The sequence below is a fragment of the Leuconostoc sp. XM4 genome (assembly GCF_055698815.1).
The window spans coordinates 685,859-702,569 of the sequence record NZ_CP134507.1 but is presented as its reverse complement, the minus strand read 5'-3'; the positions used below and the strand labels follow the sequence as shown (position 1 = coordinate 702,569).

The 16,711-nt window shown below is 38.2% G+C and carries 14 protein-coding genes; all 14 read right to left on the bottom strand.

Features of this window, described 5'->3' with window-relative positions; translation table 11 throughout:
* Positions 1–7: 7 nt before the first annotated feature.
* Entirely contained in the window at positions 8–1,297 is a 1,290-nt protein-coding gene (locus tag RHP64_RS03600; RefSeq protein WP_025267932.1) for an alkaline phosphatase family protein, read from the bottom strand.
* A 419-nt stretch (positions 1,298–1,716) separates the two neighbouring features.
* Positions 1,717–2,667 (bottom strand): 3'-5' exoribonuclease YhaM family protein, encoded by a 951-nt coding sequence (locus tag RHP64_RS03595; RefSeq protein ID WP_025267931.1) that lies wholly within the window; start codon positions 2,665–2,667, stop codon positions 1,717–1,719.
* A gap of 27 nt (positions 2,668–2,694) precedes the next feature.
* Positions 2,695–5,058, bottom strand: coding sequence for an ATP-binding protein (locus RHP64_RS03590; RefSeq protein ID WP_025267930.1), 2,364 nt, complete (start codon positions 5,056–5,058; stop codon positions 2,695–2,697).
* On the bottom strand, positions 5,048–6,220 hold the full coding sequence (locus RHP64_RS03585) for a metallophosphoesterase family protein (protein ID WP_025267929.1): 1,173 nt from the start codon (positions 6,218–6,220) through the stop codon (positions 5,048–5,050). The genes RHP64_RS03590 and RHP64_RS03585 overlap by 11 nt, the downstream gene beginning before the upstream one ends.
* 102 nt (positions 6,221–6,322) lie before the next feature.
* Positions 6,323–7,849 (bottom strand): bifunctional phosphoribosylaminoimidazolecarboxamide formyltransferase/IMP cyclohydrolase, encoded by a 1,527-nt coding sequence (gene purH / locus RHP64_RS03580; RefSeq protein WP_025267928.1) that lies wholly within the window; start codon positions 7,847–7,849, stop codon positions 6,323–6,325.
* Positions 7,846–8,436: a phosphoribosylglycinamide formyltransferase gene (purN, locus tag RHP64_RS03575; RefSeq protein WP_025267927.1), complete on the bottom strand. Its 591-nt coding sequence runs from the start codon at positions 8,434–8,436 to the stop codon at positions 7,846–7,848. The genes purH and purN overlap by 4 nt, the downstream gene beginning before the upstream one ends.
* Entirely contained in the window at positions 8,430–9,467 is a 1,038-nt protein-coding gene (purM, locus tag RHP64_RS03570; RefSeq protein WP_025267926.1) for a phosphoribosylformylglycinamidine cyclo-ligase, read from the bottom strand. The genes purN and purM overlap by 7 nt, the downstream gene beginning before the upstream one ends.
* Positions 9,464–11,074: an amidophosphoribosyltransferase gene (gene purF / locus RHP64_RS03565; protein ID WP_025267925.1), complete on the bottom strand. Its 1,611-nt coding sequence runs from the start codon at positions 11,072–11,074 to the stop codon at positions 9,464–9,466. The genes purM and purF overlap by 4 nt, the downstream gene beginning before the upstream one ends.
* Positions 11,053–13,269, bottom strand: a complete 2,217-nt coding sequence (gene purL, locus RHP64_RS03560) for a phosphoribosylformylglycinamidine synthase subunit PurL (RefSeq protein ID WP_025267924.1) — start codon at positions 13,267–13,269, stop codon at positions 11,053–11,055. The genes purF and purL overlap by 22 nt, the downstream gene beginning before the upstream one ends.
* Positions 13,270–13,273: 4 nt before the next feature.
* On the bottom strand, positions 13,274–13,942 hold the full coding sequence (purQ, locus tag RHP64_RS03555; protein WP_011679512.1) for a phosphoribosylformylglycinamidine synthase subunit PurQ: 669 nt from the start codon (positions 13,940–13,942) through the stop codon (positions 13,274–13,276).
* Entirely contained in the window at positions 13,939–14,208 is a 270-nt protein-coding gene (purS, locus tag RHP64_RS03550) for a phosphoribosylformylglycinamidine synthase subunit PurS (RefSeq protein ID WP_004164272.1), read from the bottom strand. The genes purQ and purS overlap by 4 nt, the downstream gene beginning before the upstream one ends.
* 1 nt (position 14,209) lies before the next feature.
* Positions 14,210–14,959 (bottom strand): phosphoribosylaminoimidazolesuccinocarboxamide synthase, encoded by a 750-nt coding sequence (locus tag RHP64_RS03545; protein ID WP_038534119.1) that lies wholly within the window; start codon positions 14,957–14,959, stop codon positions 14,210–14,212.
* Positions 14,943–16,052: a 5-(carboxyamino)imidazole ribonucleotide synthase gene (gene purK / locus RHP64_RS03540; RefSeq protein WP_025267922.1), complete on the bottom strand. Its 1,110-nt coding sequence runs from the start codon at positions 16,050–16,052 to the stop codon at positions 14,943–14,945. The genes RHP64_RS03545 and purK overlap by 17 nt, the downstream gene beginning before the upstream one ends.
* Positions 16,049–16,534 carry a 5-(carboxyamino)imidazole ribonucleotide mutase gene (gene purE / locus RHP64_RS03535; RefSeq protein ID WP_025267921.1) on the bottom strand — a complete coding sequence of 162 codons (486 nt, stop codon included), beginning with the start codon at positions 16,532–16,534 and terminating at the stop codon, positions 16,049–16,051. Before purE ends, purK begins: the two co-directional genes overlap by 4 nt.
* Between the last annotated feature and the right edge of the window lie 177 nt (positions 16,535–16,711).

The window sequence follows — 16,711 nt, the reverse complement described above, 5'->3', positions numbered from 1 at the left end:
GATATTTTCATTTAAACGCTTTGGTGAGCGGTATACCGTCTAAGACATTTTCGAATTTCACATCAAGTAATTGTGCCATAGTGGGCGCTTCATCTACTAAGCTCGCTTCTTCAATTGTGCCATGCGCAATATCTGGTCCGGCCATCACAAGGGTAGTCTGATAGCCTACTTTATCCGGTCTGAATCCATGTACTGCTTTATAGCGATCGCTTTGACCTAATTCCTTCTCATCTGTGGGTTCCACAACTACTGGCCGATCAACTTCATCTGTAAAGAAAAAACCGTTTTGCGCTTCAACAATAAAAGTGGCTTCTGGATCAATGTGCCACTTGATAATATCTGCAGAAGTATAAATCATTTCGATACCAGGTACTTGCTGTACAATAGCACGCACCTCATCCACTAATGAAAGATCTTTTATATAAATATACGTAGACCCATCAGTTGTTTTGGCTAACACTCGCCAATCATTTGCAATCAGCCCTTTGTCAGTTACAGTGAGCCAATCATTAATGGCAAATAACTTGTTTAAATGGATCATATTTGCAACGTCAATTTGAAAATGATCACCTAAAACAACGAAATTGGTTTGCTCAAAAGCACCTGCATCTTTCGTCGCTTGAATAATATCACCAAGGTTGCCATCTAATCTTTTTAAAGCCTCATAAGCTTGCTTAGAACGCACCCCATATTTGTGCCGATGCGAGTCCATATCAACTAGATGAATAGCTGTCATATCTGGCTTCTTGTGTTTAATTGTGTCTGCTGCGGCTTTTGTAATAAATTGGTCTAACTGTGGTTGTGCAATTCCTTTTCGAAACTTACCAAATTTTCTATTCATATCAAATAAAAAATAGGGTGAACTAGCATGAAACGACACAAAATATTGGTTGGTCCAAATTCGGTTAGGAAAAATTTCAGCGATATTCCATGTAATTGGCGCTTTGGCTGAAACCGGCCATAAAAAAGCGGCTGTTTTTAATCCCTTGTTGTGTGCCAAATCAAATAAAGTTGGTGTCTTGATGTCCCGCGCGTACCAAAACCAGTCTGGTGAATCCCCTAACTCCGGCTGGATTTTTGTATTGTTTACAATACCATGCTTGGCGGGATAAACACCAGTCATAATAGTTGTATGTGAAGGATAAGTTAGCGTTGGATAAATGCCTTCAACTTTTTTTACATGGGTTCCCCGAGCGATTAAAGCAGCAACATTAGGCATCAAATCAATGTGCTCTGCAATATCTTCAGCACCCATAGCATCAAAAGATACAATTACTAACGGGTTTTTAATAGTCATGAGTTTCTTCCTTCTCGTCAAATTACAAATATTTATATTTCATTTATTGTAGCACTGATATGAGAGACGTTCAAAAATATAACATTAGTATTTGAGTACTATACTTTAACTTAAATTCATTACTAAATAGACAATTAAAACTCAAGTGATAGACGTCTTATGATCATTTAAAATTCATATAACTATTGCATCTTATAATAATTTAAAATAGGATCACAATAAATAAGGAGAAATTTATGCCAGGGTTTTATATCATCATTTTTTCAGTTTTATTATTACTAATTTATGTGTCATTTCGTCTGAATGATGTTCACTTACTTGCATTTGTCAGCACAGTGTTGATTATCCAAATTGGATTTTGTGCCTTTGCTTTTTTCTTATTCAAACGTTTATAGTGGGGTACGCTACTAATTTTTCAGTTAAAAATCCTCTTCTGTTTTGTAAAACTTCCGATTGTCTAAGCCAAATACTTTATCGGAAAATGATCCTGAATTTGTTTTTTCTAAAGCCCCCGTCATCATTTGAATCCCCGCATCCAGCTCATCAAGTTGATGGAGAACTTCTGCTTCCATTAGTGCCGGACGAACGGGCGATCCAAACTCTAGCAAACCATGATGTGCTAGAACCACATGACGTAAAATAATCATTTCTTCACTCTGCAAATCAAAATGTAACTCATTTGCTGCCAAAACGATTTGCTCATCAATTAACGTAATATGGCCAATTAAGTTTCCTGCCAATGTATATTGTGTAGCAATTGGTCCAGAAAGTTCGATCACTTTCCCCAAGTCATGCAGCAAGGCACCAGAAATCAGCAAATCCTGATTAAGTTGCGGATATTGTAAAACAAGATTTTTTGCTAGTTTAGCAATCGACAAAGAGTGAAAAGCCAGTCCGCCTCCAAATGCGTGATGATTCATCTTTGCGGCAGGATATTTTAAAAACAAATCATTATATTGCGTAAATAACTTTCTAACTAATCGATTCCAGGTAGGATTAGCAATTGACAAGATAAAATCACTAAGTTCTTCGCTCATTTCGGCTTCTTTAACTGGCGCATGAGTCATAAAATCTGAAGGACTATCAGGTTCCCCAGCTTCAGTTAGTCTGACGTGAGTAATTTGTATCTGAGGCTGATCACGATATGATCCCCTAACGCCTTGTAAGCTAACAACTTTCCCAGGAATCAAAGTCTTAATTTGTTCATCAGTAGCATCCCAAAGATTACCAGGCAGATCTCCTGAGCGATCCGAAAACAGTATACTGATATAAGTTTTCCCTGTTTTCGTTAAACGTACCTCTGCAGCTTTGATTAATGCAAAATTATCAATATGCTCTGTATCTTGATACTCTGCTAATAATTTGTTCATCTCATGGCCCCTTACCAGCTTAATTAGTTATAATTCTATCACTTTGTCGAAGTGTTCGTTATGAATAGCAGCTGTCCAATAGATAACTTGCTGATTCCGTCCAATATCAGTTAATAATGCTATAACATTTTGTTTGCGACTTAAATCAAAATTAACAAAGCCATCATCTATTAGAATAGGCATATTAATAATATCCTTAATAACTTGGCTTAATGCTAAACGAAAAGCCACATATAGTTGTTCTTGCGTCCCGGTAGATAATTCTACTACACTAAACTTTTGTCGATCATTTCTCACGACCTGCAACGTATTTTTATCGAATTGAATGTTTACATATCGACCGGCTGTCAGTTTTTGAAAATAGTCCGTTGCTAACTGCTGCATCTTTGGAAAGCGATTTTGAGATGCATCTTGCAAGGCTTGATTTATCCATTTTACGCTCATTTTTTTTGCTAAATATTCGCCAAATTGTTGTGTCAGTTCTGTTTTTTGGTTAGCAAGATCTTGTTGTAACATCATGAACTGATCGTTACTAGTTCTTTGCTCTTGCTGCGCTTTATAATGTGCAATGTCGCTCTGCAATTCAAAGGCATGTTTTTGTAGTATCGTTAAGTATTTTTGTTGTTTTTCCTTCTGTTCAAGCAGTTGAGTTTCATTATCATACTTTAACAGTTCTTGGCGCGTACTTTCATCAATTTGGTTCATGATATCTTGATAGCGCTGCTTTAATTGTTCATTTTTATTATATTGATCTAATGTGTTTTGCAGTTCGTGCAAATCTGTGACATGATATTCTTTAAAAATTGTTTTCTGTTCGTTCAACTTCTCAGACAACTTTTCCTGTTGTTGTTGTATTTCAGTGACAATTTGATTTTGCTGTTGCACATACATACTTCGCTTACTTTGCTCTGAAAGACTTTCTTGTTGTTGAACACTTATTAATTGCGCAATGGTTAATTCTAACGAATCTGAAAGAATCTGAATATCAAGCTTCAATGCAATTGGCTGTATCATTTGAATAAGACTGTCATATTGGCCTTCAATTTGTTCATTTAAGCTTTGAATATCCATTTTTTGTTGTTCATATTGATCCACCTCAGGCTGTATCTTCTTAATGTTTTGTATATTAAGGGGGCTGTAAGCCTTTTGAATCATTTGGCGTATTTGATTTTTCTTCTGTCGCTTATAGAAGAGACCTGCGGTTACAATTAGTGACAAAATAATCATCCACAGGGCAGGCCAGTGCATTATAAAAATACTAACGAATAAGATTAAAATTAACGCACCAGTTGACAGCAAATACACATTTGAAGAGGATAAACTTTGCAATTCACTGTCTGTTAATCCTTTCGGCACATCCCCCTCAAACTGAGCTTCAATTTGTTCCTTCTGCTTTAGCAAATTAGTTCGCTTCTCAGTATTCACTGCCAAATTTCGTTGCGCTACTTGTGCTTTTGTCAAAACCATTTGGTCGGTGTTGTCATCACTCACTTCATGAGGCACTTCAATATTTTTTAACGCTTCATTATGCCGCAAAATATTATCATTCAAAGAGTCAATTTCAATTTGTAATCGTCGTGCTTGCACGACCTGCTTTTCATCAACAGAGGGTACATTTTCGATTTCTATTTTTTTAGCTGATTCAAACAATTGGTATTGTTGTACTAACTGTTGTGTTTCTTGTAGTTGTTGACTAGCAGTAAGAATTTTTTCTTCTTGCTCATGTTGCTCACTTTCTAAATCAGTTAGTGCTTGTTCTGCCAACATAAAGTCATCTAATTCAGCACTTTTTTGATGTAATTCTTCCGTGGCATTTTCATATTCTTTAATGGCAATATTTAAAGGCCTTTTATTTGCCCGCGGAGCAAATAGTTTATCAGCAGACTTATCAAATTCAGCCATGACATCTAACCAACCGGTGCTCCCTACAGCACCAATATTTAGTAGCAACTTTTGAAAATCCACTGATTTGATTTGAGATATTCGGGTTAGGTCTTCTTGGTTAAAATTAAAAATATCGTCAAATGCTTCTCTTGTAAGTGGTGATAATTTTTGTTTCAACCACTTTTCTGGATCAATAATTTCCGTTTGATTAATTAAGCGTGTAATTGTCAAAGTTGTTTTGGTACGATTCAAACGCGTAATTTTGACATCACCCTCATCGGTTTCTAAAATTAGGCTACCACCGTATTGGCTTCCGTCCTTTGGATCGTAAACATTATGACCATTTTTTTTCGTTGGAAAGCCAAACAAGACACCTACAATAAATGCTCTTAGGGTTGTTTTTCCCGACTCATTTTGTCCGAAAATAACCTGCAAACCATCCGATAAATCAAAAGCTTCTTGCGACCAACGGCCAAATCCGCTAATTTCTAAGCGTTTAATCTTCATTGTTTTGTCGCCTTTCTGCGATTAATTGTTCCATAGCATTTTGAAGTTCTTCCTGACCATCATCACTCATGAAATGCTCACGAATAAATACAGGAACTTGACTTGGCAAGTAATCAGTTATGTTAGACTCTTCAAACACCTTGTCAAGCGCCCCCGTCCAGTATTGTTGATCAATATTGTCAGAAACTAATGATAATTGTCTAGCATTAGCAACACTTAAACGAACGACCCACATGTTAGTTGGTAATTGATCACGTAGTTTGTCTAATGTCACACCGCTATTAATTCTTTCAATAATGGTTGCATCAATCTGAGCAGTTATAGTGATTGACCAAAAAGTTATTTTGTCATTTTTGAGACTGATAATTTGATCAATTAGGTCAGTCTCATCTGTCATTGACGAAATCGTCGTACTATTCCAATTAATTGGTGCAATATTTTTAAATTCTGGAATTAAACGTTGATTCTCAGAGTGAACCAAGTAATAACCTTTGTCCCCGGTTTCTTTACGATTTAAGCCCTGTAAAACACCAGAATAACCAATAAACGGCTGCTCATTTAGCGTCTGACGTATATGAATGTGACCCAAAGCCCAATAATCATAGTTCTTTTGCAACATATCACTCAAGGAAAAAGGAGCATAAGGATCACCAGCCACACCAAGTGCACCATGATACAAGCCTATTTGATAGTCAGTATCTCCCTTGCTAGGAAAATCATCAATGATTTTTTCAGTTTGACGTTGGGTTTGGTAACTAAAGCCCGTCAGCGCAACTTTTTCTCCAGAATGAAGTATTTTAATTTTTGTTTCTACTTCTTGATGAAAAACGTGGATATTGTTTGGCCAGGGCAGATGATTTCTCGTATCTGCTTCAAAGTCATGATTCCCAAAACTTAAAAAAACATCAATGTTCACATCTGAAAGTCGTTTGAATTGTTTGCTCACTACTTCTTGAATAAATGGACTATTCTCCGCTGAATTATATAAATCTCCTGGGAATAAGATAAAATCAACCTCAGCAGAAATAGCATCATCAATTAATTGCTCAAATGCCTTAATTGTTGCTGTTTGAACTGTTTTTTTTAGAGTAAATGGCAACTGTTTATCCAGACCAGAAAAAGGATTGCCAAGATGCACATCACCTGCATGAATAAATTTCATATAATCTCCTAAGCGAATATTTGTTCGTATAGATAAGTATACCTAAAAAAATAATGTGATTCAACTAAAAAAGCGCTCTAAACAGCGCTTTTTGTCAGTATTTTAATGCTTAAAGTGACGTGTTCCACTGAAGATTAAGACAACGCCCAATTCATCAGCCTTGGCAATTGAATCCTTGTCTTTTATAGATCCACCAGGCTCAACAATCGCTTTAATACCATGTTCTGCTGCATACTGAACAGAATCATCCATTGGGAAAAATGCATCTGAAGCTAATACTGCTTCATCAAACCCTGGCTTTTTTTCTGCCTTTTGGATTGAGTAAACAACTGAATCAATACGATTCGGCTGTCCTGCACCGATACCCAATGTTTGACCATTACGAGCGACAACAATAGCATTTGACTTCACATGTTTCACTACTTTTTGAGCAAAAATCATTGCCTGTAACTGTTCTTTAGTAGGCTGTGCTTTTGAAACCACGGTAAAATTATTTTCAGACTCACCAACCAAATCACGCTCTTGTACAACCACCCCACCTAATACGGAAGTGACTTCCAATTTTTGTGGAATACTTGTTGTAAATGGTAATGTTAGCAAACGAAGGTTTTTCTTAGCTGCTAGAATTTCATATGCTTCCGGTGTGAAGCTTGGTGCAATAATAATCTCAAGGAAAATGGCATGCATCTTTTCGGCAGTTGCTGCGTCAACTTCACGATTAAGCGCAACAATACCACCAAAAATTGAAATATCATCAGCAGCAAAAGCTTGATCCCAAGCAGCTTCCAAAGTTTGTCCCTGCCCTATTCCAGCTGGATTCATGTGCTTAACTGTAACAACTGTCGTTTCTTCATATTCAGCAATTATTCTAAGGGCAGCATCAGCATCACGAATATTATTATATGACAATTGCTTACCATGTAAAATATCAGCATTCAAAACTGAATAAGATTCAGGTAAGGCTGTCTTATAGGCAGCTGCCGATTGATGAGGATTTTCACCGTAACGCATATCATCAAATTTTTCGTAAGCTAATGTTAGATTTTCAGGAAATGATGTTTCCGTCAAATAATTGGCAATCAAGGCATCATAACTGGCAGTATGTTGAAACACTTTTGCGGCTAATGACTTACGATATTCACGATCCACTTCACCAGCTTTTAGCTTATTGGCAACAACATCATAATCTTTTGGATCCACAATTGGCAAAACTGATGCAAAATTTTTAGCTGCAGAACGTAACATTGAGGGTCCACCAATATCAATGTTTTCAATTGCTTCCTCCTCAGTAACACCTTCTTTTTGGATGGTTGATTTGAAGGGATATAAATTAACAACTACCATATCAATCGGTGTGATATCAAATTCTGCTAATTTAGCCATGTGCTCTGGTAAGTCACGACGAGCAAGTAAACCAGCATGGACACGAGGATGTAAAGTTTTTACACGGCCATCCAACATTTCTGGAAAATCAGTTACTTCATCAATTGAAATAACATCTAAACCGGCATCGACCAACACTTTATGAGTACCGCCAGTAGATACCAATTCATAACCTAATTCAACTAAATTTTTGGCAAAAGGGATTAAACCACTTTTATCAGAAACGCTAAGTAATGCTCGTGTCATTTTAAAAATACTCCTTCATCTATTAACTTTGCAAGTGTGTTGGGATACAGCACATGTTCAACATTATGAATACGTGTCTCAAGTAAATCAATGGTATCATTCACCAAAATTGGGACAGCTTCTTGAGCAATTATCTCACCGGTATCAATGCCATTATCCACAAAATGAACGGTTACACCGGTCTCTGAAACACCGGCTTCAAAGGCATCTAGGATGCTGTGTCGTCCCGGAAATTTAGGCAGCATGGCCGGATGGAGATTAATAATCTTCCCTGAATAGGCATCGATTAACTTTGGCGTCAAAATACGCATATAACCAGCCAATAAAATACCATCAACTTGATCTGTTTTAAGTTGATTAATAATGACCTGTTCCGCTTCGGTCTTCGTTTCATAATTAGAATATTTGATTGCTGTAGCAGGAATACCGAATAATTTTGCTAAATTCAGGGCACCAGCAGTTGATTTATCAACAATCAAACGTACGATTTCAGCATTCAGATTTCTTTGTAAAATAGCATCATTTAATGCTTGAAAGTTGGTCCCCGTACCAGACGCAAAAACTGCTAAATTTACTTTTCTCACCATGGTTCATTACCTGTAAAGACAACTCGATCGTTCTGAGCAGGCGTTATTTTACCAAGCACGTAGGCTGTTTGATTTTGATGAGTTAATAAGGTCATTGCATCTGCTAATTTTTGTGGCTTTACAATCAGAATCATACCTAATCCATTATTGAACGTCAATAGCATATCTTCTAAAGATAAATGTCCTTTAGCTTGTAGTTCGTGGAAAATAGGCAAAATCGGCCATGAACCCCAGCTTATTTCAGCAGAAACATTATCGGGCAATGCTCGAGGTAAGTTCTCTATGATTCCTCCACCAGTAATATGCGCCATGGACTGCACAAGGTTGGCTGCAACAAGCGGCCAAACAGATTGAGCATATAAAGATGTTGGAGTCAGTAAGGTTGCCTTGGTCTCAGGAGATAATTGATTAAAGTCGTCATCCGACTGAACACCAAAAACCTGACGTACTAGCGAATAGCCGTTAGAGTGAATTCCAGAAGATGGCAAACCAATCAAAACATCTCCTTCAGAGACATTTTTTGCAGACAATAATTGTTGCCGCTCTGCAATACCAACAGCAAAAGCTGCTAAGTCATAATGTTTTTCCGCGTACAATCCTGGTAGTTCAGCACTTTCACCACCAATTAGAGACATATTTGATGTTTTGGCGGCTTTGGCAATGCCAGTGACAATTTCAGCAACAACTTCTGGTCTCATCTTGTCCACAGCTAAATAATCCAGTAAGAAAGCTGGCTTTGCGCCCTGAGCTAAGATATCATTAGCCACCATCGCTACTAAATCTTGTCCAATTGTATCATGTTTATCCGCAGCGATAGCCAACAGTAGTTTTGTTCCTACCCCATCAGCGCCTGAAATCAAAACCGGATCAGTGTATCCTTTTCCTAAAGCAAATGCAGCGCCAAAACCACCAATACCGTCAAGCACTTGGTCATTATATGTATCTGCAACTGCATCTTTCATTAAATCAACAGCACGTTCTCCAGCCTTGATATCGACGCCAGCTTTCTGATACGCATTTTTCTCACTCATATTTCCACCCCCTGAATTGTTTGTGAATCTAAATGGATAGTGCCATCTGACAAAAGCTCCTGATGTCGCAATGAAGCCACTTGACGGGGATGATAAGTGGTTACTGGTTCAGGAACGAAATCAACTTCTCCAGAACGAACAAATTGGTCTAAACTGGCTTTATAATCATAAATTGGACTTGGATAATGCCCATCAAAGTAAGCGGTCGTTAGCCCAGTTCCTTCTCCATCATATGGTAAGTCAATTGCCTTAACCAGTGCATCAACTGACAAAAATCCAAGTGAATCAGCTTCAATCATTTTTGTCATTTCAAGCAATGAATGATTTGCGCCCATCAGTTCTTCTGTTGTTTGCATATCAATACCATAAAATGACGGAAATTTAAATATAGGACTCGCAATTCTTACATGAACTGATTTAGCACCAGCTTCTTTCAGCATTCGCACGATAAACATAGATGTTGTTCCACGAACAATTGAGTCATCTATCAAAACGACATTTTTATCAACAACAACGTCACGAACAGCGCTTAATTTCATACGAACGGCTCGTTCTCTTTTATCTTGTGTTGGTTCAATAAATGTACGCGCAATGTATTGATTTTTTACTAACCCCATCTCATTTGGTAAACCACTGGCTTCAGCAAACCCAGCGGCTGCACTCAAACTAGAGTTCGGAATGCCAACAACAATGTCTGCTTCCGGAACCGGCTGTTCTGCTGCTAAAGCTGCCCCCATCCGCTTACGTGCCTTGTGTACATTCACACCATAAATCATTGAATCAGGGCGAGCAAAATAGATATATTCCATCGAGTCAATATTTAAAGTGGTTTTATCAGTATATGTATCGATGGTTAAACCATTGTCGTCGATCGCGATTAGTTCGCCAGGTTGTACATCGCGTACGAACTTGGCACCAACAACTTCAATAGCAGCTGTTTCAGATGTAACAATGTAGTGGCCATCCGGCATTTGACCAATGACAAAAGGTCGAAACGCGTGTGGATCCAACGCAGCAAACATTCCATGTGGCGTCAATAGCAAGAACGCAAATCCACCATGTACAATGTTTAAAGCTTCTTTTAGTTTATCAATAAATTTGTCTGCTTTAGATCGGCGAATTAAATGCAATAAAATTTCAGAATCAGAAGATGATTGAAAAATGGCCCCTTCTTCTTCCAAATTTTCACGTAATGTAAGGGCATTTGTCAAATTACCATTGTGCGCTAATGAGATTTGCATGTCATGAAAATTCACCATCAAAGGTTGGATATTTTCTAACCCATTAGATCCAGCTGTGGCATAACGCACATGACCAATAGCACTTTTCCCAGCTAATGCTTCAATGCGAGATGTATCTCGAAAAACATCACTCAATAGACCTAAACCACGTTCTTGCCACAAATGACCATTATTGTTAGCAACAATACCAGCACCCTCTTGACCACGATGTTGTAATGCATGTAGTCCATAGTATGTTAATTGCGCCGCATCGGATCGACCCCAGACGCCAAAAATGCCACATTCTTCATTCAAACTACGCACATTAAGACGTGATGTTTCATTTTTTTGTTCGTTCATCATCGTTACTCCGCGTTTAGTTTCCATGCGATACTCTCCTGGTAGATTTTCTTCGTTTCGCTTAATGACAATTGAATATCGCTTGTTGTCGTTGTAATATTAATCGTATCATCTGCTGTAACCACACCTAATTTTATTACTCGGTCACCGGCTAGTGATTCAAATGTTGTCCTATTTTCAGGTGACACACTGACTACAAAACGACTTGGTGTTTCCGAAAATAAATACTTATCGGCTAAGTCTACCGAGATATCAAAACCAAGATTTCCAGCAAAGGCGCTCTCAAGAAGACCAACGATTAATCCACCTTCAGATAAATCATGCGCACTATTAAGCAGACGTTGATCAGTGACATCTAGAATGACCTGTTGCGCTGCTAACTCGTCCTCATCATTAAAATCAAATAATTGACCGGCAATATGTCCTGTTTGCATCTTTTGAATTTCTGAACCGTTAAAGCTATCTTTCGTTCGCCCTACAAGATAAATGTTATCGCCTGCTTTTTGAAATGCCGTTCGTGTTGCTTTTGTGATATCTTCAAGCAAACCAACCATGCCAATCATTGGTGTGGGATAAATTGCTTGCCCATCTGTTTCGTTGTAAAGAGACACGTTTCCAGAAATAATTGGTGTGTCAAGCTGTTTAGCCACGTCATTAATCCCAGCAACAGCTTGATCCAACTCATAATAAACTTCTGGATTATCCGGTGAACCAAAGTTCAAGCCATCTGTGATGCCAATTGGCTTTGCCCCTGTGGATACAATATTTCTAGCCGCTTCAGCAACTGCCATTTTGGCACCCACACGTGGATTGAGATATAAATAACGAGCATTGACATCTGTTGTCATCGCTAATGCCTTTTGCGTATCACGAATACGAATCAACGCCGCATCTCCACCAGGCTTAATAACCGTATCAGCGCGCACTTGAGAATCAAAGTGTCGGAACAACGATGCTTTAGAAGCAATTGTTGGTTGTGCGAGTAATGTTAATATTGTTTCTTTGACGTTACCCATGTCTGGCTCAAATTGTTCATCTGTAAAGTTCGCCAATCTTGCCGGTTCAATCATTGGTAAGTCTTGCTTTGGCGCATGCGTTAAGAAATCAACAGGCACATCTGCAACTACTTCATTTTTAAAGTTTAATCGATAACGACCATCATCGGTAACTTGACCAATGATTACAGCATCTAAATCAGCCGATTGGAACAAGTCAATAATAGCTTGTTCTTCACCCTTTTTAACAACCAGCACCATGCGTTCTTGCGACTCTGACAACATTAGTTCATATGGCGTCATTCCTGTTTCACGTTGAGGGACCATATCCAAGTTCAAGTGAATACCCATGCCTGCTTTAGCAGCCATTTCAGAACTCGAGGATAGGAGTCCAGCTGCACCCATATCTTGAATGCCAACAATAATATCAGAATGTTCACGTATTGCTTGGAGCGTTGCGTCCATCACCAACTTTTCCAAGAATGGATCGCCAACTTGAACAGCCGAACGATCAGATTTTTCTGCACTTGAGAACTCAGCAGAAGCAAATGAGGCGCCATTAATACCATCACGACCAGTTTTAGCACCAACATAGATAATTGAATTTCCTATGCCTTTAGCTTGTCCAACTTGCATAGCATTTTGGTCCATCAAGCCAACAGCCATAACATTTACCAATGGATTGCCAGCGTAAACGCCATCGAAACCAATTTCGCCTCCCACTGTGGGAATACCAATCGCATTACCGTATCCCGCAATTCCTGCTATGACACCGTCAACAATATGTTTTGTATGCGCATTGTCCAATTCACCAAAACGTAGCGAATCCAGTACAGCAATAGGTTGGGCACCCATTGAAAAAATATCACGTAAGATACCGCCAACTCCGGTTGCTGCCCCCTCATACGGTTCAACAAATGAAGGATGATTATGACTTTCAGCCTTAAAAACAACTGCTTGATTGTCACCAATGTCTAAAATTCCAGCCCCTTCACCTGGTCCCTGTAAAACACGTTCGTTGGATGACCAGAATTTGCGCAAAATTGGCTTTGATTTCTTATAAGAAACGTGTTCCGACCACATTCCTGAAAAAATGCCTGTTTCAGTAAAATTAGGTAGACGCTTTAACTCCTTAACAATCAAATCATATTCCTGTTCTGTAAGCCCCCACTCTATATAAATTTTACTGTCACGTACTTCTTCGGGTGATAATTCATTTGTTGTCATTATATTAGGCTCCTGCTAGAATGCCGCTCAAAATACTTTTGAAAAAGTTCTTACCATCTTCGTTACCAGTCACTGCATCAACTGCACGCTCTGGGTGTGGCATCATACCAAAGACGTTACCATTTTCATTCATAATCCCCGCTATATCATGTGCTGATCCATTGGGATTATCCACATATCGGAAAACAATCAGATTATCCTCTTCAAGTTTCGTCAATGTTTCTGCATCGGCATAATAATTTCCTTCTGCATGTGCCACAGGAATATTAATTATTTCTTCAGAATCATAAGCATTTGTATAAGCGGTGTTTGGATTTGCAATTGAAAGTGCTATCTCATCGCAAATAAATCCTGGTTTTTTATTTGTTAATAGTTGTCCAGGTAGCAAACCAGCTTCTGTCAAAATTTGAAATCCATTACAAATGCCAACAATAAGCTTGCCATCATTAGCCGCCTGTGTCACAGCACTCATGATTGGTGAAAAACGGGCAATCGCTCCTGTACGCAAATAATCTCCGTATGAAAAACCCCCTGGTAAAAAGATTGCATCATATGCTTTCAAATTATTATGTTTTGCAGAAACAATTTCTGCGTCAACACCAAATTCTTGCAATGCATGTAACATGTCAAAATCACAATTTGATCCTGGAAAACTAATAACCGCAGCTTTCATGATAGTACCTCGTCCTCATCTACCAAAGATAAATCAAAGCGGTAGGTTTCGGTATTTTGATTGATTAATAGGGCATCAGTGAAACTTTCAACTTCTGAAGTAGCAGCATCAACATCGGTCGCTTTCAGCTTAATTTCAAAATATTTTCCTTGTGATACTTGCTCGATTCCGCTATAATCCATACGATTTAACGCAGCTTTAATCACTTCACCTTGTGGATCAAGGATTGATGGCTTGTATGTGACATATATTTTTGCTAAGTACATATTATTTCTCCAAATTTTCTAAACGTGATAGAACATCACGATAACCAACAGTAACATCACCAGCATGTTTTCGAAACACATCTTTATCAAGTGACTTACCTGTTTTTTGGTCGACCAAACGCATATTATCTGGTGACAATTCATCAGCCAAGATTAACTTTCCCTCACTATCACGACCATATTCTAATTTAAAGTCGACTAAGTTAATATTAATTTCATCAAATATTTCTGTGAGCGCTTGATTAACTTCTTGGGCATAAGCACGTAATTTTGTGAGTTCAGATAATGTGGCAAAACCAAGAGCTAAAATTTGAGAATCATTCATGAAGGGATCATCCAGCTCGTCTGATTTATAGTAAAATTCTTGAACAACTGGTGTTAATTTTTGCATTGGCGTTGCGTTAAATTTACTTACAAAATGCCCTGATGCGTAGTTTCGCGTAACCACTTCAATGGGCAAAATCTCAAGGGCTAAGTCCAATTCGTCTGTTTCAGAAACCGAAGAAAGATAATGATTTTCAATGCCCTGACGTGTTAAATGTTCAAATAATATATGCGAAATTGCACTATTCAATTGGCCTTTTTCTGGTATATTTTCATGTACCTTACCATTTAAAGCTGTTGCTTGATCCATATAATGAACCCACAAAATTGTAGGATTATCTGTGAAATAAACTTGTTTCGCCTTGCCTTGATATTTCAGTTCTCCGCGAGTCACTGTTTTGTCTTCGTATTCAGTTGCGCTGCTCATGCAAGTCACCCCATTCTTTTAATTTTCGACCATTTTCTGTTCCTAGTACCGTAATATGTCCCATTTTACGATTAAGTTTAACAGCCAATTTACCATAATCGTGAAAATGCCACTCAGGATGATGAATTAAATCTTCTCTAGCTTGTGTTAACTCATCGCCCAACAAATTTAACATTGTAGCAGGGCTTTGCAACTCAATTTTTGGTATAGGTAGACCGACAATACTTCTAACATGTCCTTCAAACTGTGATACATTTGTCGCTTCAATACTATAATGTCCAGAATTATGTGGTCGCGGTGCTAATTCGTTAACCCATACTTCCTCGTCAGCGACAAATAACTCAATACCAAGTACGCCACGCAATTTAAGTGACTCAGCGATATTCTCAGCAATTGCTTCAATTTTATTCTTGAGTGTCAATGAGATGTCAGCAGGTGCTGTTGTCGTTTTTAAAATGTGATTTTCATGAACATTTTCGACAATCGGCCAGGTCACAATTTGCCCATCTTGGGAACGTGAAACCATAATACTTAGCTCTTGTTTAAAATTCACAACTTGTTCTAAAATTAATTGCGTATCTGGAAAATCTTTTTCAATATTAACAATATCTTGCACTGTATTAATTGACCACTGACCGTGGCCATCATATCCTCCACTCACTGTTTTTAAGATAGCTGGTAAAGTTACCTTTCGTAAATCTTCGGGTGAATTTACTTCAATGAAATTTGTGACTGGTACTTTAGCATCATCCCGAATAAACTTTTTTTCAGTAATGCGATCGCTTGTAATTCTTAGTAGTTCTGTACCTTGCGGCAATTCTGCATCGCTTTGCTCATTCAATGCATCTCGATCAACATTTTCAAATTCATATGTTAACACTTCACTTCGTCGTGATAATTCATTTAATGCTTCGACATCATCATAATCAGCAACTATCTGAAAATCTGATACTTGCCCAGCTGGAGAGCCTTTCGTGGGATCCAAAATTCCGACACGGTACCCCATTTCTTTTGCAGAAAGAGCCATCATTTGACCAAGTTGGCCACCACCAATAATACCAATCGTTGCCGGCGGTAAAATTACTCCCGTCATATCAATTCTGCCTCGCTTTCAATAGAAGTCTTTGTTTGGCGTTCTCGATATTCATTCAAGGCCTGCAATACGTCATTATCATTTAAAGCAATAATTTGTGCAGCTAGAATTGCCGCATTTTTTGCACCTGCATCACCTATTGCAACTGTTGCAACGGGAACCCCCGCTGGCATTTGAACAATAGAGAGTAAAGAATCCAGTCCATTTAGTGCCCGTGATTGCATCGGCACGCCGATGACTGGTAGCGTTGTATTAGCTGCCAGCATACCAGGCAAATGAGCTGCGCCGCCGGCACCAGCAATAATTACTTGAATCTTATTGTCTCTTGCTTGTGTGCCAAATGCTTGTAATTCTTGAGGCATGCGATGCGCTGAAATGACGTGTTTTTCGTAAGTAACACCTAATATATCCAAAATTTCTGTCGTTTTTTTCATGCTGGACCAATCACTAGTTGATCCCATGACAACTGCAACTTGAGGCATATTTTTCTCCAATGTGTACAATTTTTGTGATTTGCAAGGTTATCGTTCGTTTACAATTACAATTTAACAGATTTTTATACATTTGTGTTCGTTTTAAAATAAGAAAATTCACAATAATCAAAAAAGAGTTCGTATATAACGAACGTTTTTGACATTTATTTGTTTTTATCCGAACGT

What these genes read in the sequence shown, in the direction of transcription:
- RHP64_RS03600 (WP_025267932.1), bottom strand. Translation starts at nt 1,297, where the DNA reads ATGACTATTAAAAACCCGTTAGTAATTGTATCTTTTGATGCTATGGGT.
- RHP64_RS03595 (WP_025267931.1), bottom strand. Translation starts at nt 2,667, where the DNA reads ATGAACAAATTATTAGCAGAGTATCAAGATACAGAGCATATTGATAAT.
- RHP64_RS03590 (WP_025267930.1), bottom strand. Translation starts at nt 5,058, where the DNA reads ATGAAGATTAAACGCTTAGAAATTAGCGGATTTGGCCGTTGGTCGCAA.
- RHP64_RS03585 (WP_025267929.1), bottom strand. Translation starts at nt 6,220, where the DNA reads ATGAAATTTATTCATGCAGGTGATGTGCATCTTGGCAATCCTTTTTCT.
- purH (WP_025267928.1), bottom strand. Translation starts at nt 7,849, where the DNA reads ATGACACGAGCATTACTTAGCGTTTCTGATAAAAGTGGTTTAATCCCT.
- purN (WP_025267927.1), bottom strand. Translation starts at nt 8,436, where the DNA reads ATGGTGAGAAAAGTAAATTTAGCAGTTTTTGCGTCTGGTACGGGGACC.
- purM (WP_025267926.1), bottom strand. Translation starts at nt 9,467, where the DNA reads ATGAGTGAGAAAAATGCGTATCAGAAAGCTGGCGTCGATATCAAGGCT.
- purF (WP_025267925.1), bottom strand. Translation starts at nt 11,074, where the DNA reads ATGGAAACTAAACGCGGAGTAACGATGATGAACGAACAAAAAAATGAA.
- purL (WP_025267924.1), bottom strand. Translation starts at nt 13,269, where the DNA reads ATGACAACAAATGAATTATCACCCGAAGAAGTACGTGACAGTAAAATT.
- purQ (WP_011679512.1), bottom strand. Translation starts at nt 13,942, where the DNA reads ATGAAAGCTGCGGTTATTAGTTTTCCAGGATCAAATTGTGATTTTGAC.
- purS (WP_004164272.1), bottom strand. Translation starts at nt 14,208, where the DNA reads ATGTACTTAGCAAAAATATATGTCACATACAAGCCATCAATCCTTGAT.
- RHP64_RS03545 (WP_038534119.1), bottom strand. Translation starts at nt 14,959, where the DNA reads ATGAGCAGCGCAACTGAATACGAAGACAAAACAGTGACTCGCGGAGAA.
- purK (WP_025267922.1), bottom strand. Translation starts at nt 16,052, where the DNA reads ATGACGGGAGTAATTTTACCGCCGGCAACGATTGGTATTATTGGTGGT.
- purE (WP_025267921.1), bottom strand. Translation starts at nt 16,534, where the DNA reads ATGCCTCAAGTTGCAGTTGTCATGGGATCAACTAGTGATTGGTCCAGC.